The following is a 15,494-nucleotide window of genomic DNA, read 5'->3' as shown; positions in this document are numbered from 1 at the left end:
GAGGTCCGGCCGGCACGAATCTCTGGAGATATCAATGGCAAAAGTCGTGACAAACACCGAACGTACGCCGATCGAAGTGTGCGACGCACTGGGCGCGCTGGGGGTGGCAACCGTTCACGAGGCCCAGGGACGCAAGGGGCTGCTGGCCTCGCGGCTGCGTCCCATCTATGACGGCGCCAGGATCGGCGGCAATGCGCTTACCTGCGAGGTGGCGCCGGGCGACAACTGGACCATTCATGTTGCATTGGAGCAGGCGCGGCCGGGCGATGTGCTCGTCGTGACTCCGATCTCTCCATGCGAAGACGGATTTTTCGGCGACCTTCTGGCTGAATCGGCGATGGCGCTCGGCATCCGAGGCCTCGTGATCGATGCCGGCGTGCGCGATGTGGCTGCTTTGCGAGCGATGAAGTTCCCGGTCTGGTCGAAGGCGATCTTCGCTCAGGGAACGGTAAAGGAGACGCCGTGCGATTGCCAGGTTCCGATCATCTGCGCCGGTGCCCGCATCTGCCCTGGCGACGTGATCGTCGCCGATGATGATGGCGTCTGCGTGGTGCCCCGTGCCAATGCCGAGTTGGTTGCGAGAACGGCACGAGAGCGGGAGGCGGCCGAGGAAGACAAACGTCGCCTCTACGCTGCAGGCAAGCTCAGCCTAGACGTCAACTCAATGCGCGAACGGCTGCGCTTGAAGGGACTTCTCTACGAATAGGCACCCGACGTCCACGAAGGAGAATCGGTCGGCCTTCCAACGTGGCGTGGCATAGTTCGCGTCAGGACGCTGCAGTCCGCTTGCGCACAGCCTTTCCGTTCTTATGCCTAAAAAGATGAGCCTCGTGCATCGACGTCAGCGCGACCCGCACCATTTCGCCGGGCGCCCTGTCGTCCATAAAACTCGACATGCCGCCATAGACGAGTTCGAGGACGATACCGCCGACATAGAGTGGCCGGGGTTCCGCATCCCCATACGGAAACAGCTTCTCCGACAACAGCCTGCCCAGCCCTTCCCACTGGTCCCTGAACAGGCGCAGGTGCCGATCCTCCAGCGTGTTGTCGCGGCGCGCGATGCGCAGCAGGTCGATGGCCAGCGTTCCCCAGCGCTTGTCCTTGGCGCGTTGGTTGGCCCATTCGCAAATGGATTCGATGACATCCTTCGGCTCGTCAACGCTGCGAAGCCTTTCGGTCAGTTCGACCACATCTCCGCCGGCGTTGCGCTCCAGCAGTTGCAGGAAGATGTCTTCCTTGTTCGTGAAATTGGAGTAGAAGGCCCCCTTCGAGAAGCCGGCCTCCTCTGCGATCCGCTCGATCGATGCGCCGGAATAGCCGTCTCGGGCCACCATCTCGCTGGCCGAAGCCAAAAGCTTTTCGCGCGTCAAGGCTTGGCTTTGTTCACGGGTCAGTCGCGCCATCTTTGATCATCCAATGAACGTATCGGGATACCCAGCGTATCTGAGCAAGCAACTTAGGGTCGTCGACCTCCAAGGGCAAGCGAAGGTGAGGGGTCAGTTGCGGGATTGCTTTGGTGCACGGCAGGATGGGTTCAGCCGACAGTGGTGCAAGCGGCGTCCAGGTAAGAAGCATCGAAGGCGTGCAGCGCTTGGCTCCGAAGGGCCTCATCGAGCAAATGCGCGCGGATCATCAGGTCGATCGTCGTGCGCAACGCGTTTGCCGGCACGGCCAGCTTGTCCGGCCACATGCCCATGTCACGCATGTATTCTAGACCACGATTGGCCAGGGTGGAGCTTTCCGGCGTGGTGATGCGTTGGAAGATCGGCAATGTTACGTCCTGCCGTGCCGGTTCATTGGTGATCGCATGGGCCTCAATCAGGGCGTTGATGAAGCGTATGACCACATCTCGATTGGCTTGCAGCCACCATGATCGGCCGATGACCGCGGTGAAGAGGATCTCGGGTATGAACTCATTGACCTCGCCGATCAGCTTGTAGCCTTGGTCCTCGGCCAGGAAGTTCCACGGCGCGGGCTGGGGAGCACAGTCGACTTGCCCGGCCTGCAGCGCCTCCCACCGTTTGGTATGAATACCCGCAAGCACGAATTCGTAGTCGGCGGGGTAGTGCAGTCCTTGGGAAGCCAGCACAATCTGCGTGTAAATCGCAGTACCCTCGGTGAGCGAGGACGTGCCGATCCTCTTTCCTCGAAGGTCCGCCAGGGTGGCGATTTCTGGCCGCGCCACGACAGACATCGGCAGCCGCACTGCATTGGCCGCAACAATGCGCAGTTCTCCACCGTTCACGAAGTCCGCGACTGCTCCTTCTGGCGGCGTAATCGCAAGGTCGGCCTCACCCTCAAGGACAGCTCCCGTTGCCTTGTCGACGCTGCCGAAGCGCTTGTATTCGATGGCAATGCCGTGCTTGCCGAATAATCCCAACTCGTCTGCAAGGAAGACCGGAAGCCAATTGAATCCCTGCGCTCCGCCCGCGAGGCGAAGCTGGGCAGGCGTGGAAGGATCAGCTGTCGTGTTTTCGGCCATTGGCTCCTCCCGCCGGTATTCAGCACTGGGCGTTTAAATACTATAGGTATTGGAATTCTAAGCGGTATGTCAATCGGCCGCGCTTTTTTCCTCGCAGCCCGGCTGACTGAGCTACCGTGAACAATGGTCCGCGTGCTCTCGATCGCGAAAAGCGGCCAACAGGGGCTACGGCCCTTGGCACCATACTGCACATGCTATCGTGAATTCGAAGCGGTCCTAAACGGCGCCGCTTCTCTTAAGTCCAGTTCCGGACGCCAGATTCTTGCTGCCGGTCCACGCAATCCAAGGCCCTAGCCGAGTGCCCTAGACGAAGACCTGATCGATTTAGCTAAATCATTGAATAAAAGATAAAAAATGGTTGGCTGGGGCGCCAGGATTCGAACCTGGGAATGTCGGTACCAAAAACCGATGCCTTACCACTTGGCGACGCCCCAGCAGCCGGGCGGTGCCCGCTGCGCGCGGCCTTATAGGACGAGCCGGTCGAAAGCTCAATGCTTGGACCGCTGACATCCAAAGTAATCTTGCCGCATGTCTGCGCCGGCGGATTGCCGCCGCGTTCGGGCGTAATCTGGAGGGGAGATCGATCCGGCGACCGGAATTGCCGGCTATTCGCCCCACACGGCCAACTCGTTGCCGGCCGGGTCGGTGAAGTGGAACCGCCTGCCGCCTGGGAAGGAAAAGATCGGCTTGATGATGCTGCCTCCGGCATTCTCAACGGCCTCCAGCGTCTCCTCCAGGTTTTCGGAATAGAGCACGGGCAGCGGTCTGGCGGGCGCTTCGCCCGCATCGGCCTGGAAGCCGCCGTCGAGCCCCTCGGCAAAAGCGGAGTAAGTTGGCCCGTAATCGGTGAAAGACCAGGAAAACGCCGCGCTGTAGAAGGATTTGACGCTGTCCAGCGTGCCGCCGGTGGCCGGAAGTTCCAGATAGTCGAGTTTTCCCTCGAGTTTCATCGCGCTACTCCACTTTGTTCTTGTTGTGTTCTATCTCGCGCAACTCACACCGGCAAGTCTTTTTGACGCAGCTTTTGCTTAATCGATTGTAGTCGCGGCGCTTGCTTTGCCGGCGCTTGCCTTTCGCAATGCAGCATCTTATCGCTCGGATCGGAAGGGCGGGGACCGGGGCCTTGGCCCGGGTGTTGTTTATCTTCCAAGGGACCTGGAGGGCATTAATGACCAAGTGGGTTTACACCTTCGGCGACGGTGCCGCTGAAGGCCGAGCCGGTGATCGCAACCTGCTCGGCGGCAAGGGCGCCAACCTTGCCGAGATGTGCAGCCTCGGCCTGCCGGTGCCGCCGGGCTTCACCATCACCACTGAAGTCTGCAATGCCTATTACGCCAACGGCCGCACCTATCCGACATCGCTTGAAGCGGATGTCCTTGCGGCGCTCGACCATATCGGCAGGCTCACCGGCCGCAATTTCGGCGATCCGTCGAAGCTGCTTCTGGTCTCGGTGCGCTCCGGCGCCCGCGCTTCGATGCCAGGCATGATGGATACCGTGCTCAATCTCGGCCTCAACGACGAGACGGTCGAGGCGCTTGCCGCCGATTCCGGCGATGCCCGCTTTGCCTATGACAGTTACCGCCGCTTCATCCAGATGTATTCCGACGTCGTCATGGGCCTCGATCACGAGGTTTTCGAGGAAATTCTCGAGGACCAGAAGGCGAGCCTCGGCCATGAGCTCGACACCGAGCTGACGGCCATCGAATGGCAGGGTGTGATCGCGCTCTACAAGGCCAAGGTCGAGGAGGAGCTCGGCAAGCCGTTCCCGCAGGACCCGCGCGAGCAGCTCTGGGGCGCCATCGGCGCCGTGTTTTCGAGCTGGATGAACAACCGCGCCATCACCTACCGTCGCCTGCACGACATCCCGGAAAGCTGGGGCACGGCGGTCAACGTCCAGGCCATGGTGTTCGGCAATATGGGCGACACCTCCGCCACCGGCGTTGCCTTCACCCGCAATCCCTCGACCGGCGAAAAGCAGCTCTATGGCGAATTCCTGGTCAATGCGCAGGGCGAGGACGTGGTGGCCGGCATCCGCACGCCGCAGAACATAACCGAGGCCGCGCGCATCGCTGCGGGCTCTGACAAGCCCTCGCTGCAGAAACTGATGCCGGAAGCTTTCCAGTCCTTCGTCGATATTTCCGACCGGCTGGAGAAGCATTACCGCGACATGCAGGACCTCGAATTCACCATCGAGCGCGGCAAATTGTGGATGCTGCAGACCCGCTCCGGCAAGCGTACCGCCAAGGCGGCGCTCAGGATTGCCGTCGAGATGGCGAAAGACGGGCTGATCACGAAAGAGGAGGCGGTTGCCCGCATCGATCCGGCCTCGCTCGACCAGCTCCTGCATCCGACCATCGATCCCAAGGCGGCGCGCGACGTCATCGGCGTCGGCCTGCCGGCCTCGCCGGGTGCGGCCACCGGCGAGATCGTCTTCTCCTCCGGTGAGGCCGAGGATGCCAAGGCGCAAGGCCGCAAGGTCATTCTCGTGCGCGTCGAGACCAGCCCGGAGGACATCCACGGCATGCATGCCGCCGAAGGCATCCTCACCACGCGCGGCGGCATGACCAGTCATGCCGCCGTGGTGGCGCGCGGCATGGGCAAGCCCTGCGTCTCGGGCGCCGGCTCGCTGCGAGTCGACTACAAGGCCGGCACGCTGATCTCGATGGGCCAGACCTTCCGCAAGGGTGACATCATCACCATCGACGGCGGCAACGGCCAGGTGCTGAAGGGCGCCGTCGCCATGCTGCAGCCGGAGCTGTCCGGTGACTTCGCCGCCATCATGGAATGGGCCGATGCCGCGCGCCGCATGAAGGTGCGCACCAATGCCGAGACGCCGCTCGACGCGCGCATGGCGCGCTCCTTCGGCGCCGAAGGCATTGGCCTTTGCCGCACCGAGCACATGTTCTTCGAAGGTGACCGCATTATCGCCATGCGCGAGATGATCCTGGCCGACACCGAGAAGGACAGGCGCTCGGCGCTCGACAAGCTTCTGCCGATGCAGCGTTCGGATTTCCTCGAGCTGTTCGAGATCATGGCGGGCTTGCCGGTGACGATCCGCCTGCTGGACCCGCCGTTACACGAATTCCTGCCCAAGACCGACGCCGAGCTCGCCGAGGTCGCGACCGCCATGAATGTGCCGGCGGACAAGCTCAGGCAGCGTACCGAGGCGCTGCATGAGTTCAATCCGATGCTCGGGCATCGCGGCTGCCGTCTGGCGGTCTCCTATCCCGAGATCGCCGAGATGCAGGCACGCGCCATTTTCGAGGCGGCGGTTCAGGCCGGCCACAAGGCCGGCGCGCTGGTGGTGCCCGAAATCATGGTGCCGCTGGTCGGCCTCGTGAAGGAGCTGCAATACGTCAAGGCGCGCATCGATGCCGTCGCGCAAAGCGTCATGCAGGAGACCGGCACCAAGATCGACTATCTTACCGGCACCATGATCGAGCTGCCGCGCGCAGCCATCCGCGCCCATGTCATTGCCGAAGCGGCCGAGTTCTTCTCCTTCGGCACCAACGATCTGACCCAGACGACTTTCGGCATCTCGCGCGACGATGCGGCCTCCTTCCTTGAAACCTACCGGCAGAAAGGTATCATCGAACAGGATCCGTTCGTTTCGCTGGACATCGACGGTGTCGGCGAACTGGTGCGGATTGCGGCGGAAAAGGGCAAGGGAACACGACCCGACATCAAGCTCGGCATTTGCGGCGAGCATGGCGGCGACCCGGCCTCGATCCGCTTCTGCGAAGAGGTCGGCCTCGACTATGTGTCATGCTCGCCTTACCGTGTACCGATTGCCCGGCTGGCTGCGGCCCAGGCGGCCGTGGAGGCCGCGAAGGGAAGAGCCAAGCGCGCCTGAACGGCGCGCTCCATCTTACGATTTCGTATGGAAACTCACGCGAACGTGCGCGCGCTGGTTCTCAATCTCGACATCGTTCCTGGGCAGTTTCTGGTTCCGAATTACTCGGGGCGTGAAACAGATGTTGCAGATTTCCCCCACCTCTTTCCGATCGATCCTGATCATGCAGACCAAGTTCATAGGCGACATCGTGCTTGCCTCTGCCTTGGCGAAGAACCTTCAGCTCGAATATCCAGGTGTGAAGGTCGTGTTCCTGTGCGATGCCAGGTTTGCTGGATTTCTAACAGCGCATGGCATCGCAGCGGAGGTCGTTTCGTTCAGCCGTGCCGGCATGCGCGGCACGCCGCTCCAGCGCGGGCGCGAGCTTGTCCGGGTCGTGCGAACTTTGCGGCGGCACCGCTTCGACATGGTCATCGACATCACCGATTCCAAGACTTCGCGGCTGGTGTCCGGATTGGTCCGTGCCCCGATTCGTGTCGGCCACTATCCGACGGAGCGACCTCTGCGCTGGCTTGAGCGCCAGCCTGCCAATGTCAGGATGAAGCCGTACGGATTCGGCGAAAAACATTATCTCTTCCGCTATTTGTCGCCGCTCGAGGTGCTCGGCGTCGACCTGCGCGTCAGGGCACCGGCTATCCGTCCGCTGCCCTTCGAAACGACGCAAGCGCTCGCCTTGCTGAGCAAGCATCATTTGCGGCCAAATGCCTTCGTGGCGGTGCATGCGGGGGCGAGCTTCATCGGGCGTCGCTGGCAGCCGGAGCGCTTTGCGGCCGCGATCGAACGGATATCGTCCGAAACTGGCCTGGACGCTGTGCTGATCGGCGGCCCTGATGAGCACGAGGCGGCGGACAAGATCATGGCGGCAGCGAAAACGCCGGTCGTCAATCTGGTCGGCACGCTCTCGCTCGAAACGTTGCTGGCGCTGCTCAAGGAGGCCAGGTTATTCCTCGGCAATGAGAGTGGCCCGATGCATATGGCGGCCGCAGCCGGCACTCCGGTCGTCGGTCTGTTCGGCCGGACCAATCCGGTTCGATGGGGCCCGGTCGGGGTCCCCAGCATCTCGTTGCGCCCCTCCATGCCCTGCGATTGCGTCGGCGGCGACCTGTGCCGTCGGACCGATTCGAGCAAGGCATGCTGTGTCTGGCGCCTTGAAGTGGATTCCGTGGTCGAGGCGGTGCGCGAACTTTTGGCGCGTACCGACGTGGCGCTTGAGCAGGCGGTCTAGCTCAAGTCTGCTAACGGCGTGTTGAGCTTTTACAGCTACTCTCCATGCAAATTGTCGCGCGGTGGCTTTTCGGATGCGAACCGTTCCGATTTTCGCCTAGATGCGCGTCTTGTTGACGCCATCTTGCGGTTGAGCGGCTTGACGGGCCGGGCATGGGAATGACGGGTTTGCTTCAAAAATCTCTTTGCGCGATCGCGCTATCGCTTGTCGTGGTCTCGGCTGGCAATGCCGGGACGCTGGTCGAACCGACGTTGCATCTGACGCCGCAAGGCGGCGGTGGCCGTGTCGCGCTCACGCTGGACGCCTGCGGCGGGAAGACCGATACGCGCATTCTTTCGGCCCTGGTAGAAAACAAAATTCCCGCGACTATCTTCGTCACCGGCATCTGGCTGAAGCGCAACGCCGCCGCTGTCGGGATCATGCGCGCGCATCCTGATCTGTTCGAACTGGAAAACCACGGTGGCCGCCACATCCCGGCGGTCGACACGCCCCGCAAGATCTACGGCATCAGCAGTGCCGGCAGTCCTGATGCCGTTCAGGCCGAGGTCGAGTCGGGTGCCGCGGCGCTTGCGAGCGCCGGCGGCCCGCCGCCGAAATGGTTTCGCGGCGCCACCGCCGAATACAGCCCGTCGGCGATCGCCATGATCCGCAAGCTGGGCTTCAAGGTCGCGGGCTTTTCCGTCAATGGCGACGGCGGCTCACTGCTCGGCGCCAAGGAAACCGCCCGGCGCATCGCCGCTGCCAAGGATGGCGACGTCATCATCGCTCACATCAACCAGCCGACCCATGCCGCGGGCGAGGGTGTCGTCCAGGGCCTGCTCGCCCTGAAGCAGAAGGGCCTGACCTTCGTTCGGCTGGACGACGCCGACGACGTCGGCAACGACGGCACCACGGATTGATCCGTGGCGGAGGTTGATGACGACGGCTGGAAGGCTCAGCGACCTCGGAGATCCGCGATGCTTTCCGCCGCAGTCTATCACTCCGGCTTAGTCTCGACCGTCACCTTGCTCGTATAGAACGCGCCGTGATCGCGGATCTCGACCACTTCGTCGAAAGGCTGCTCATAGGCCCACATCGCGTCCCTGCCGCTGTCGCCGGCCGGCAGCACGCTCCAATAGCTCGCGTTGCCCTTGTAGGGACAATGCGTCGAATGCTCGGTCCTGGCGAGCTTGCTGAGATCGATATCGTCGAAGGGAATATAGAAAACCGCCGGGTAGGGCGGTTCCGACAAGAGCCTGGCCCGGGTAGACCGGGCGATGACGACGTCGCCGGCGCTGACCGTGACGGTGCCGCGATAAGGCTCGATCGTTATCACCTTGTCGGGATTGCGCTGAAAGCCGGGGGCGGGGTTGGCACGCTTGTCCAAGACGGGTCTCATCGGCAGTTTGAGGAAGGTGCGTGGCGGTTTTTCCGTTCGGAACCGCTCTCGTCCGTCAAAGGTGGATCGGCCCGACGCCTCGCGCAAGGCGGCGCGATGACGCAAAATCGCGTGCAGGCGAAATAGTGTTCTAACCGGCGCCGACAGTCAGGCGGCGGCCTGGAATGCGTCCATGAGGCCGGCATAGGCGGCAGCGATGCCGGCGACCGGATTGCTGCTTCTCGCCGCTGTCTCGACCTTCAGCGCGCCGCCGGCGGTCGGCAGCGTGAGCAGCAGGAACTGGCGGTTGCCGCCGTCGCCGACGCTTGCGGCAGCGACATGCTGGCCTTCGCCGTCATTCTCGACGCACATCTTGAACAGCAGCGTTCCGCCGACGGCCTCCAGCGCGCCGCCGACGACTTCGGCAAATTCATCGTCGGAAACGGTTTTGGAGTCCGGCGTCAGATCGTCCAGACTTTCGGCAAGCGTGCTTTCGAGGGCTTTTTCATCGAGCTGCACGTCCATGCGAATCTCTCCATTCGCCAATCTCACCCAGCCCATTAATGAATCTTAACGGCGACGATGGCCGGATTATGGCGGGTTTCACGGGTCATTCCGCCCATCCGACCGCCTTGGACTTATGGTGGCTGGACAATCCGCCGGATCATTCCACAATGCGTGAAACAATGACGCGAAAGCGCGAAAAAGGGGAGGAGCCGAGATGCTCGGACTGATGCAGGAATGGCCGCTGCTCTGCCATAAGCTGATCGATCACGCCGAACGCCAGCACGGCGGGCGCGAGGTCGTGTCGCGCTCGATCGAAGGCCCGATCGTGCGCACCACCTTTGCCGACATCCGTCATCGGGCGCTCAAAGTAGCGCAGCGGCTGGAGCGTGACAGCTTCGGGCTCGGCGACCGCATCGCAACGCTTGCCTGGAACACCGCCCGCCACATCGAGGCCTGGTACGGCACCATGGGGATCGGCGCGATCTACCACACGCTCAATCCGCGCCTGTTTCCCGAACAGATCGCCTGGATCATGAACGACGCCGAGGACAAGGCGATCTTCGTCGATCTGACCTTCGTGCCGCTGCTGGAAAAGATCGCCGGCCAGGTCAGGTCGCTCAGGCAGGTGATCGTGCTGACCGACCAGGCGCATATGCCGCAAACCTCGTTGCCGAACGCTGTCGCCTATGAGGAATGGCTTGCCGAGGCCGACGGCGCCTTCGCCTGGAAGACATTCGACGAGAACACGGCTGCCGGCATGTGCTACACGTCGGGCACGACCGGCGATCCGAAGGGCGTCGTCTACAGCCATCGCTCGAACGTGCTGCACGCCATGATGGCCGCCATGCCCGATGCCATGGGCGTTTCGACGCGCGACGTCGTCCTGCCCGTCGTGCCGATGTTCCATGCCAATGCCTGGGGACTCGGTCAGGCCGCGCCGATGATCGGGGCCAAGCTGGTGATGCCAGGCTGCAAGATGGATGGCGCCTCGATCTACGAATTGCTCGACTCCGAAAAGGTAACTTTCAGCGCCGCTGTGCCGACGGTATGGATGATGCTGCTGCAATATCTCGAGGAGACCGGCAAAAAGCTGCCTTATCTCAACAAGGTCGTCATCGGCGGTTCCTCCTGCCCGCGCGCCATCACCGCCAAGTTCCAGGACAAATACGCGGTTGAGGTGGTGCATGCCTGGGGCATGACCGAAATGTCGCCACTCGGCACGTTGTGCACCATGAAGCCGGAATATGAAGGGCTGACCGGCGATGCCAGGCTCGATATCCAGGGCAAGCAGGGCCACCCGCCCTTCGGCGTTGAAATGAAGGTGACAGACGACGAGAACAACGCGCTGCCCTGGGACGGCAAGACCTTCGGGCGACTGAAAGTTCGCGGCCCGGCGGTCGCGCGCGCCTATTACGGCGGCGTCGGCGCCGAGCAGTTCGACGCCGAGGGCTGGTTCGACACCGGCGACGTCGCCCATATCGACGCCAGCGGCTATATGCAGATCACCGACCGCGCCAAGGATGTCATCAAATCGGGCGGCGAGTGGATCTCCACCATCGATCTGGAGAACCTGGCCGTCGGCCATCCCGATGTGGCGGAGGCGGCCGCCATCGGCGTGCCGCACTCCAAATGGGGCGAGCGCCCCCTGCTGGTGGTCGTGCGCAAGCCGGGCAAGGAGCCGAGCAAGAGCGATATCCTGACCTTCATGAGCGGCAAGGTGGCCAAGTGGTGGATGCCCGACGACGTCGCCTTCGTCGGCGAGATTCCCCACACGGCGACGGGCAAGATCCAGAAGACCACCTTGCGCCAGCAATTCAAGGAGTATCGGCTGCCGACGGATTGAGGATTGTTAAATCTTTCGGCTTCAAGGCTGGCGCAAAAAGCTCTAAGTCTCGATGCGGACTGGGGTAATGCGGCAGACGATGGCTACAATTCCTGAACGGCAGACGTCGAGGGCGGCCGGCTGGTCGCGGCGGATCGGGGCATTCTCGCTCGTCCTTTTGCTGACCGTCGTTGCCGGCTACCGGCTCGACTTTGTCGACACCCCGCCTTTCCTGTGGGTGCTGGCGCTCGTTGCGCTGCTTGCGGCGCTCGCGCTGCTGCTCGCCGGGCTTGCACTGTCGAGGCTGTGGAATTTCGGCGACCGCGGCGGCCGCGATCTCAGCGTCGGCGCCCTGCTGGCAGTGCTGGTGCTTGCGCCTTTCGGTGTCGCCGCCTACTGGGCTACCATCTATCCGCCGCTGCGCGACATTTCGACCGACGTCGACGACCCGCCGGCGCTCGACACCAGCGACCGGACAAGCGACATGAACGCGCTGTCACCGCCGACGCCCGGCGAGCAGAGCCTGCAGGCGGAAGCATATCCGCTGGTTAGCGGGCGGAGCTACAACCTGCCCTTCGAAACCGTGGTCGATGCTGTCGAGACCGTGCTCGACCGGCGGGACTGGCAGCTGACCGCGCCCTATCCCGACATCAACGGCCAGAGCGAGGCGACGATCACCGCGGTCGCCAGGGGCTTGGTGCTCGGCCTGCCGGCAGATGTGGCCATCCGCGTCGCCGACGACGGCGATTCGGTCGTCGTCGACATGCGTTCGGCCTCGCGCTACGGGCGTCATGACTTGGGCGACAATGCCGCCCGTATCACCGATTTCCTCGCCGAGCTCGATCAGGAGGTCGCCGGCCAGGTCGGCGCGGCGCCGGCCGAGTGAGTCAACCGGCAGGCCTGAAAATCCCGTCGATCGCCGGGTCGCCTTCGCTGGCGACGAGACCGCGGGCCACCAGGTCCTCGAGATGCGCGAGAACCGAAAGGCCGGCTGCTCCGTGCAGCCGCGGGTCGGTGTCGCGATAGATCGCCGCGACCATCTCCTTGATGGTTCGGTCGCCGCTCAGGATGCGTTCCAGGATCGCCTGCTCGCGCATCTTGCGATGCGACTTCAGCCCGCGCATGAAGCTGCGCGGCGCGGTCACCGGTCCGCCATGGCCGGGCAACAGCAGGCGGTCGTCGCGCTCGATCAGCCGGTCGAGCGATTTCATATAGTCGGCCATCGCCCCGTCGGGCGGCGCCACGATGGATGTGGCCCAGGCCATGACATGGTCGGCCGAAAACAGGATGCCTGTCCCCTCCAGCGCAAAGGCCGCGTGGTTGGCGGTATGCCCTGGCGTCAGCACGGTGCGGATCGCCCAGCCGTCGCCATGGGTAAGGCTGCCGTCCGCCAGCGCAAAGTCGGGCACGAAGCCCAAATCGGCACTGGCATCCAGCGGATTGATCTCGCCGATGCGCAGCCGCCGCGCCGGCCGATGCGGGCCCTCGGCGAGCACGGGAGCGCCCGTGCGTTCTTTCAGCCGCGCCGCGAGCGGCGAATGATCGCGGTGGGTATGGCTGACGAAGATATGGCTGACCGGCCTGCCGCCTATTGCCGTGAGCAGCGTTCCGAGATGCTCATCGTCGTCCGGACCTGGATCGATCACTGCCAGCGTGTCGCGGCCGACGAGGTAGCTGTTGGTGCCGTGGAAGGTGAACGGGCTCGGATTCCTGGCCGTGACGCGCTGGACGTCCGGCGCGACCGTGACCGCCTGGCCATAGGCAGGAGCGAAGCGTGCGTCGAATTCAAGCGTCATGCCGGGTCCTGCTGCTCGCGGCAAAATGATTGCCGCATCCTGCCGAAGCCAATATAGGAAAATCAATGCATGTCGCCCAAAACTGCGCAGCAGTCTTGGGAGAACGACACGCATCAGGACGAATCTTAAAGCGCGCCGCCTGAACTCGTTTCTCCGCGACGCGCCTCAAAGCCAGCAAATCAGCCACGATGGGGAAGACCATGGCAACTGCAACCACGATGCGCCCGCTCGTTTCTCTCGCTCTGCCCGACCAGGGCGCGGCCCGGCTTGCCAGCCAGCTCTTTCTGGCGCTTGCAGGAACCCTCCTGCTCACCCTGTCGGCGAAGACGAAAGTGGTGTTGGGCCCGGTCGACATCTCGCTGCAGACGCTTGCGGTGCTGCTGATCGCCTCGGCCTTCGGCATGCGTCTTGCCGTCGCGACGCTCCTTCTCTACCTCGCCGAGGGCGCTTTTGGTTTGCCGGTGTTCCAGGGCACGCCGGAAAAGGGCCTCGGCATCGCTTATATGCTGGGCTCCACCGGCGGCTACCTTGCCGGCTTCGTGGTGATGGCGGCGATCGCCGGCTGGGCCGCCGACCGCGGCTGGGACCGCCACCCCTTCAAGCTGTTCGGCGCCATGCTTGCCGCCGAGATCGTCATGATGGCGATGGGCTTTGCCTGGCTGGCGGCGCTCATCGGACCGGAAAAGTCCTGGCAGTTCGGCGTCGTGCCGTTCATCGCCGGCGACCTGATCAAGGTGGCGCTGGCCGCGAGCCTCGTGCCGGCGGTCTGGGCGCTGCTCAAGCGCTCCTGATTGCGACCAAATGACAAGGGCCGGTGGGCGCTTGGCGCCGGCCGGCCCCTTTTGCGCCGGATTCGCTCGCAATCGCCGCATGCCGGATGTAGAAAGCAGTGAAATAGCGTCGGGGAAGAAATCAAGCCGACAATTGACAAGCCTGTGCCCGAAACATAAGCACGGGCAACTTGGCGTCGAGGCGGGGGCCGCGGTAGTTCAAGGAGAGCTTGTTGAAAGGAATTATCCTTGCCGGCGGCAGCGGAACACGCCTCTATCCCCTAACATTAGCGGTTTCTAAGCAAATACTGCCGATCTACGACAAACCCATGATCTACTACCCGCTGAGCGTGCTGATGCTTGCGGGAATTCGCCAGATTCTGGTCATTTCAACTCCCCGTGACTTGCCGGTCTTTCAGGCTTTGCTGGGCGACGGTTCCGAATTCGGTGTAGAGCTTTCCTATGCCGAGCAGCCTCAGCCGAATGGTCTTGCCGAGGCTTTCATCATCGGCCGCGACTTCATCGGCAGGGACAGTGTGTCGATGATCCTCGGCGACAACATCTATTTTGGCGGCGGCCTGTCGCAACTCTGCCGCGAGGCAGCGACGCGTGATGGCGGCGCCTCGGTCTTCGCCTACTATGTCGACGATCCGGAGCGTTATGGCGTGGTCTCCTTCGACAAGGTCACCGGCAAGGCTTTGACGATCGAGGAGAAGCCGCAAAAGCCGAAGTCCAACTGGGCCGTGACCGGTCTCTATTTCTACGACAATGATGTCGTCGACATTGCTTCCACGATCCGCCCTTCGGCGCGCGGCGAGCTCGAGATCACGGCGGTCAACAATGTCTATCTCGAGCGTGGTGAATTGCATGTCCGCCGCCTCGGAAGGGGTTACGCCTGGCTGGACACCGGCACGCATGACAGCCTGCTCGAAGCATCGTCTTTCGTGCGCACGATCGAGCATCGCCAAGGCATCAAGATCGCGTGCCCGGAGGAGATAGCGCTGGAGCAGGGTTGGCTCGACGCTGAAAAGGTTCTGGAGCGCGCCGCGCGCCTGGGCAAGAATGAGTACGCTGCCTATCTGCGCAAGCGGGCCGCCGACCTGACGGAGGAACGGTTTGCTTGAGGTCAGGCCGCTCGGCCTCGACGGCGTGCTGGAGATCGTGCCCAAGCGGCACGGCGACGCGCGCGGTTTTTTCAGCGAGACCTGGAATGCCGGGCGTTTCGCCGAGGCCGGCATCGATCTCGCCTTCGTGCAGGACAACCACTCCTATTCCGCGGCCGCCGGCGTGCTGCGCGGACTGCACTACCAGTTGCTGCCGCGCGCCCAGGATAAGCTGCTGCGCGTGATAAGCGGCAGCGTCTTCGATGTCGCGGTCGACATCCGCCGTTCCTCGGCGACGTTCGGCAAGTGGGTGGCGCTGGAAATATCGGCTGAGAAGGGCAACCAGATCCTGGTGCCGAAAGGGTTTGCGCACGGCTTCGTCACGCTCGTTCCGCACACGGAAGTCCTGTACAAGGTGACCGACACCTATTCGCCCGGGCATGACAGGTCGATCCGCTTCGACGATCCCGAAATCGGCATCGAATGGCCGGCGATCCCAGGCGGATTCCAGCTTTCGGACAAGGATCGCAAGGCGTCTCTGCTCGCCACGGCGGAGGTGTTTGCGTGAGAGAGGGCGGC

The 15,494-nt window shown here is 63.0% G+C and carries 15 protein-coding genes and 1 tRNA gene; 9 read left to right on the top strand and 7 right to left on the bottom strand.

Going from position 1 to position 15,494, the window contains the following annotated elements; genetic code table 11:
• Window positions 1-34 precede the first annotated feature (34 nt).
• A complete protein-coding gene (locus CK222_RS10220) occupies window positions 35-706 on the top strand; it encodes a 4-carboxy-4-hydroxy-2-oxoadipate aldolase/oxaloacetate decarboxylase (protein WP_095800267.1) in 672 nt (223 codons plus the stop codon).
• 61 nt (window positions 707-767) lie between these two features.
• On the opposite strand, the gene CK222_RS10215 is transcribed toward CK222_RS10220, so the two are convergent.
• From CK222_RS10215 to CK222_RS10200, 4 genes are all read right to left on the bottom strand, one after another.
• The gene (locus CK222_RS10215) at window positions 768-1,403 is read right to left on the bottom strand and encodes a TetR/AcrR family transcriptional regulator (protein WP_066997878.1); all 636 of its coding nucleotides are present in this window, start codon (window positions 1,401-1,403) and stop codon (window positions 768-770) included.
• A gap of 131 nt (window positions 1,404-1,534) precedes the next feature.
• The gene (locus tag CK222_RS10210; protein ID WP_095800266.1) at window positions 1,535-2,482 is read right to left on the bottom strand and encodes an ABC transporter substrate-binding protein; all 948 of its coding nucleotides are present in this window, start codon (window positions 2,480-2,482) and stop codon (window positions 1,535-1,537) included.
• A 359-nt stretch (window positions 2,483-2,841) separates the two neighbouring features.
• A tRNA-Gln gene (locus tag CK222_RS10205) sits at window positions 2,842-2,916 on the bottom strand.
• Window positions 2,917-3,087: 171 nt separating this feature from the next.
• Window positions 3,088-3,432 carry a VOC family protein gene (locus CK222_RS10200; RefSeq protein ID WP_066997872.1) on the bottom strand — a complete coding sequence of 115 codons (345 nt, stop codon included), beginning with the start codon at window positions 3,430-3,432 and terminating at the stop codon, window positions 3,088-3,090.
• Between the two features lie 218 nt (window positions 3,433-3,650).
• On the opposite strand from CK222_RS10200, the gene ppdK reads away from it, so the two are divergent.
• The 3 genes from ppdK to CK222_RS10185 all read left to right on the top strand — a co-directional run bounded on the left by ppdK (window position 3,651) and on the right by CK222_RS10185 (window position 8,459).
• Entirely contained in the window at window positions 3,651-6,335 is a 2,685-nt protein-coding gene (ppdK, locus tag CK222_RS10195; protein ID WP_095800265.1) for a pyruvate, phosphate dikinase, read from the top strand.
• Window positions 6,336-6,456: 121 nt separating this feature from the next.
• Complete coding sequence (locus tag CK222_RS10190) at window positions 6,457-7,560, top strand: glycosyltransferase family 9 protein (RefSeq protein ID WP_066997866.1); 1,104 nt, start codon at window positions 6,457-6,459, stop codon at window positions 7,558-7,560.
• Window positions 7,561-7,712: 152 nt separating this feature from the next.
• Window positions 7,713-8,459, top strand: coding sequence for a polysaccharide deacetylase family protein (locus CK222_RS10185; RefSeq protein ID WP_170950236.1), 747 nt, complete (start codon window positions 7,713-7,715; stop codon window positions 8,457-8,459).
• Window positions 8,460-8,536: 77 nt separating this feature from the next.
• Here CK222_RS10185 and CK222_RS10180 read toward each other — a convergent pair whose 3' ends face one another.
• Window positions 8,537-8,926, bottom strand: coding sequence for a DUF427 domain-containing protein (locus CK222_RS10180; protein WP_095800264.1), 390 nt, complete (start codon window positions 8,924-8,926; stop codon window positions 8,537-8,539).
• Between the two features lie 159 nt (window positions 8,927-9,085).
• Complete coding sequence (locus CK222_RS10175; RefSeq protein WP_066997860.1) at window positions 9,086-9,442, bottom strand: hypothetical protein; 357 nt, start codon at window positions 9,440-9,442, stop codon at window positions 9,086-9,088.
• Window positions 9,443-9,638: 196 nt separating this feature from the next.
• On the opposite strand from CK222_RS10175, the gene CK222_RS10170 reads away from it, so the two are divergent.
• Window positions 9,639-11,267, top strand: a complete 1,629-nt coding sequence (locus CK222_RS10170; RefSeq protein WP_095800263.1) for a fatty-acid--CoA ligase — start codon at window positions 9,639-9,641, stop codon at window positions 11,265-11,267.
• A 79-nt stretch (window positions 11,268-11,346) separates the two neighbouring features.
• The gene (locus CK222_RS10165; protein WP_095800343.1) at window positions 11,347-12,132 is read left to right on the top strand and encodes a DUF1499 domain-containing protein; all 786 of its coding nucleotides are present in this window, start codon (window positions 11,347-11,349) and stop codon (window positions 12,130-12,132) included.
• Between the two features lies 1 nt (window position 12,133).
• Here CK222_RS10165 and CK222_RS10160 read toward each other — a convergent pair whose 3' ends face one another.
• Entirely contained in the window at window positions 12,134-13,042 is a 909-nt protein-coding gene (locus CK222_RS10160; RefSeq protein ID WP_095800262.1) for an MBL fold metallo-hydrolase, read from the bottom strand.
• A gap of 200 nt (window positions 13,043-13,242) precedes the next feature.
• Between CK222_RS10160 and CK222_RS10155 the strand changes: the two genes are divergently transcribed.
• The 3 genes from CK222_RS10155 to rfbC all read left to right on the top strand — a co-directional run bounded on the left by CK222_RS10155 (window position 13,243) and on the right by rfbC (window position 15,483).
• Entirely contained in the window at window positions 13,243-13,833 is a 591-nt protein-coding gene (locus CK222_RS10155) for a biotin transporter BioY (RefSeq protein WP_095800342.1), read from the top strand.
• Between the two features lie 212 nt (window positions 13,834-14,045).
• The gene (gene rfbA / locus CK222_RS10150; protein ID WP_095800341.1) at window positions 14,046-14,936 is read left to right on the top strand and encodes a glucose-1-phosphate thymidylyltransferase RfbA; all 891 of its coding nucleotides are present in this window, start codon (window positions 14,046-14,048) and stop codon (window positions 14,934-14,936) included.
• Complete coding sequence (gene rfbC, locus CK222_RS10145; RefSeq protein WP_095800261.1) at window positions 14,929-15,483, top strand: dTDP-4-dehydrorhamnose 3,5-epimerase; 555 nt, start codon at window positions 14,929-14,931, stop codon at window positions 15,481-15,483. Before rfbA ends, rfbC begins: the two co-directional genes overlap by 8 nt.
• Window positions 15,484-15,494 lie beyond the last annotated feature (11 nt).

Origin of the sequence: Mesorhizobium sp. WSM3866, from assembly GCF_002294795.1 — a bacterium.
Taxonomy (GTDB): domain Bacteria; phylum Pseudomonadota; class Alphaproteobacteria; order Rhizobiales; family Rhizobiaceae; genus Mesorhizobium.
This window is presented reverse-complemented; position numbering and strand designations above follow the sequence as displayed.

Coding starts and splice junctions, on each gene's coding strand:
- CK222_RS10220 (WP_095800267.1), top strand. CDS start 35: ATGGCAAAAGTCGTGACAAACACCGAACGTACGCCGATCGAAGTGTGC.
- CK222_RS10215 (WP_066997878.1), bottom strand. CDS start 1,403: ATGGCGCGACTGACCCGTGAACAAAGCCAAGCCTTGACGCGCGAAAAG.
- CK222_RS10210 (WP_095800266.1), bottom strand. CDS start 2,482: ATGGCCGAAAACACGACAGCTGATCCTTCCACGCCTGCCCAGCTTCGC.
- CK222_RS10200 (WP_066997872.1), bottom strand. CDS start 3,432: ATGAAACTCGAGGGAAAACTCGACTATCTGGAACTTCCGGCCACCGGC.
- ppdK (WP_095800265.1), top strand. CDS start 3,651: ATGACCAAGTGGGTTTACACCTTCGGCGACGGTGCCGCTGAAGGCCGA.
- CK222_RS10190 (WP_066997866.1), top strand. CDS start 6,457: ATGTTGCAGATTTCCCCCACCTCTTTCCGATCGATCCTGATCATGCAG.
- CK222_RS10185 (WP_170950236.1), top strand. CDS start 7,713: ATGGGAATGACGGGTTTGCTTCAAAAATCTCTTTGCGCGATCGCGCTA.
- CK222_RS10175 (WP_066997860.1), bottom strand. CDS start 9,442: ATGGACGTGCAGCTCGATGAAAAAGCCCTCGAAAGCACGCTTGCCGAA.
- CK222_RS10170 (WP_095800263.1), top strand. CDS start 9,639: ATGCTCGGACTGATGCAGGAATGGCCGCTGCTCTGCCATAAGCTGATC.
- CK222_RS10165 (WP_095800343.1), top strand. CDS start 11,347: ATGGCTACAATTCCTGAACGGCAGACGTCGAGGGCGGCCGGCTGGTCG.
- CK222_RS10160 (WP_095800262.1), bottom strand. CDS start 13,042: ATGACGCTTGAATTCGACGCACGCTTCGCTCCTGCCTATGGCCAGGCG.
- CK222_RS10155 (WP_095800342.1), top strand. CDS start 13,243: ATGGCAACTGCAACCACGATGCGCCCGCTCGTTTCTCTCGCTCTGCCC.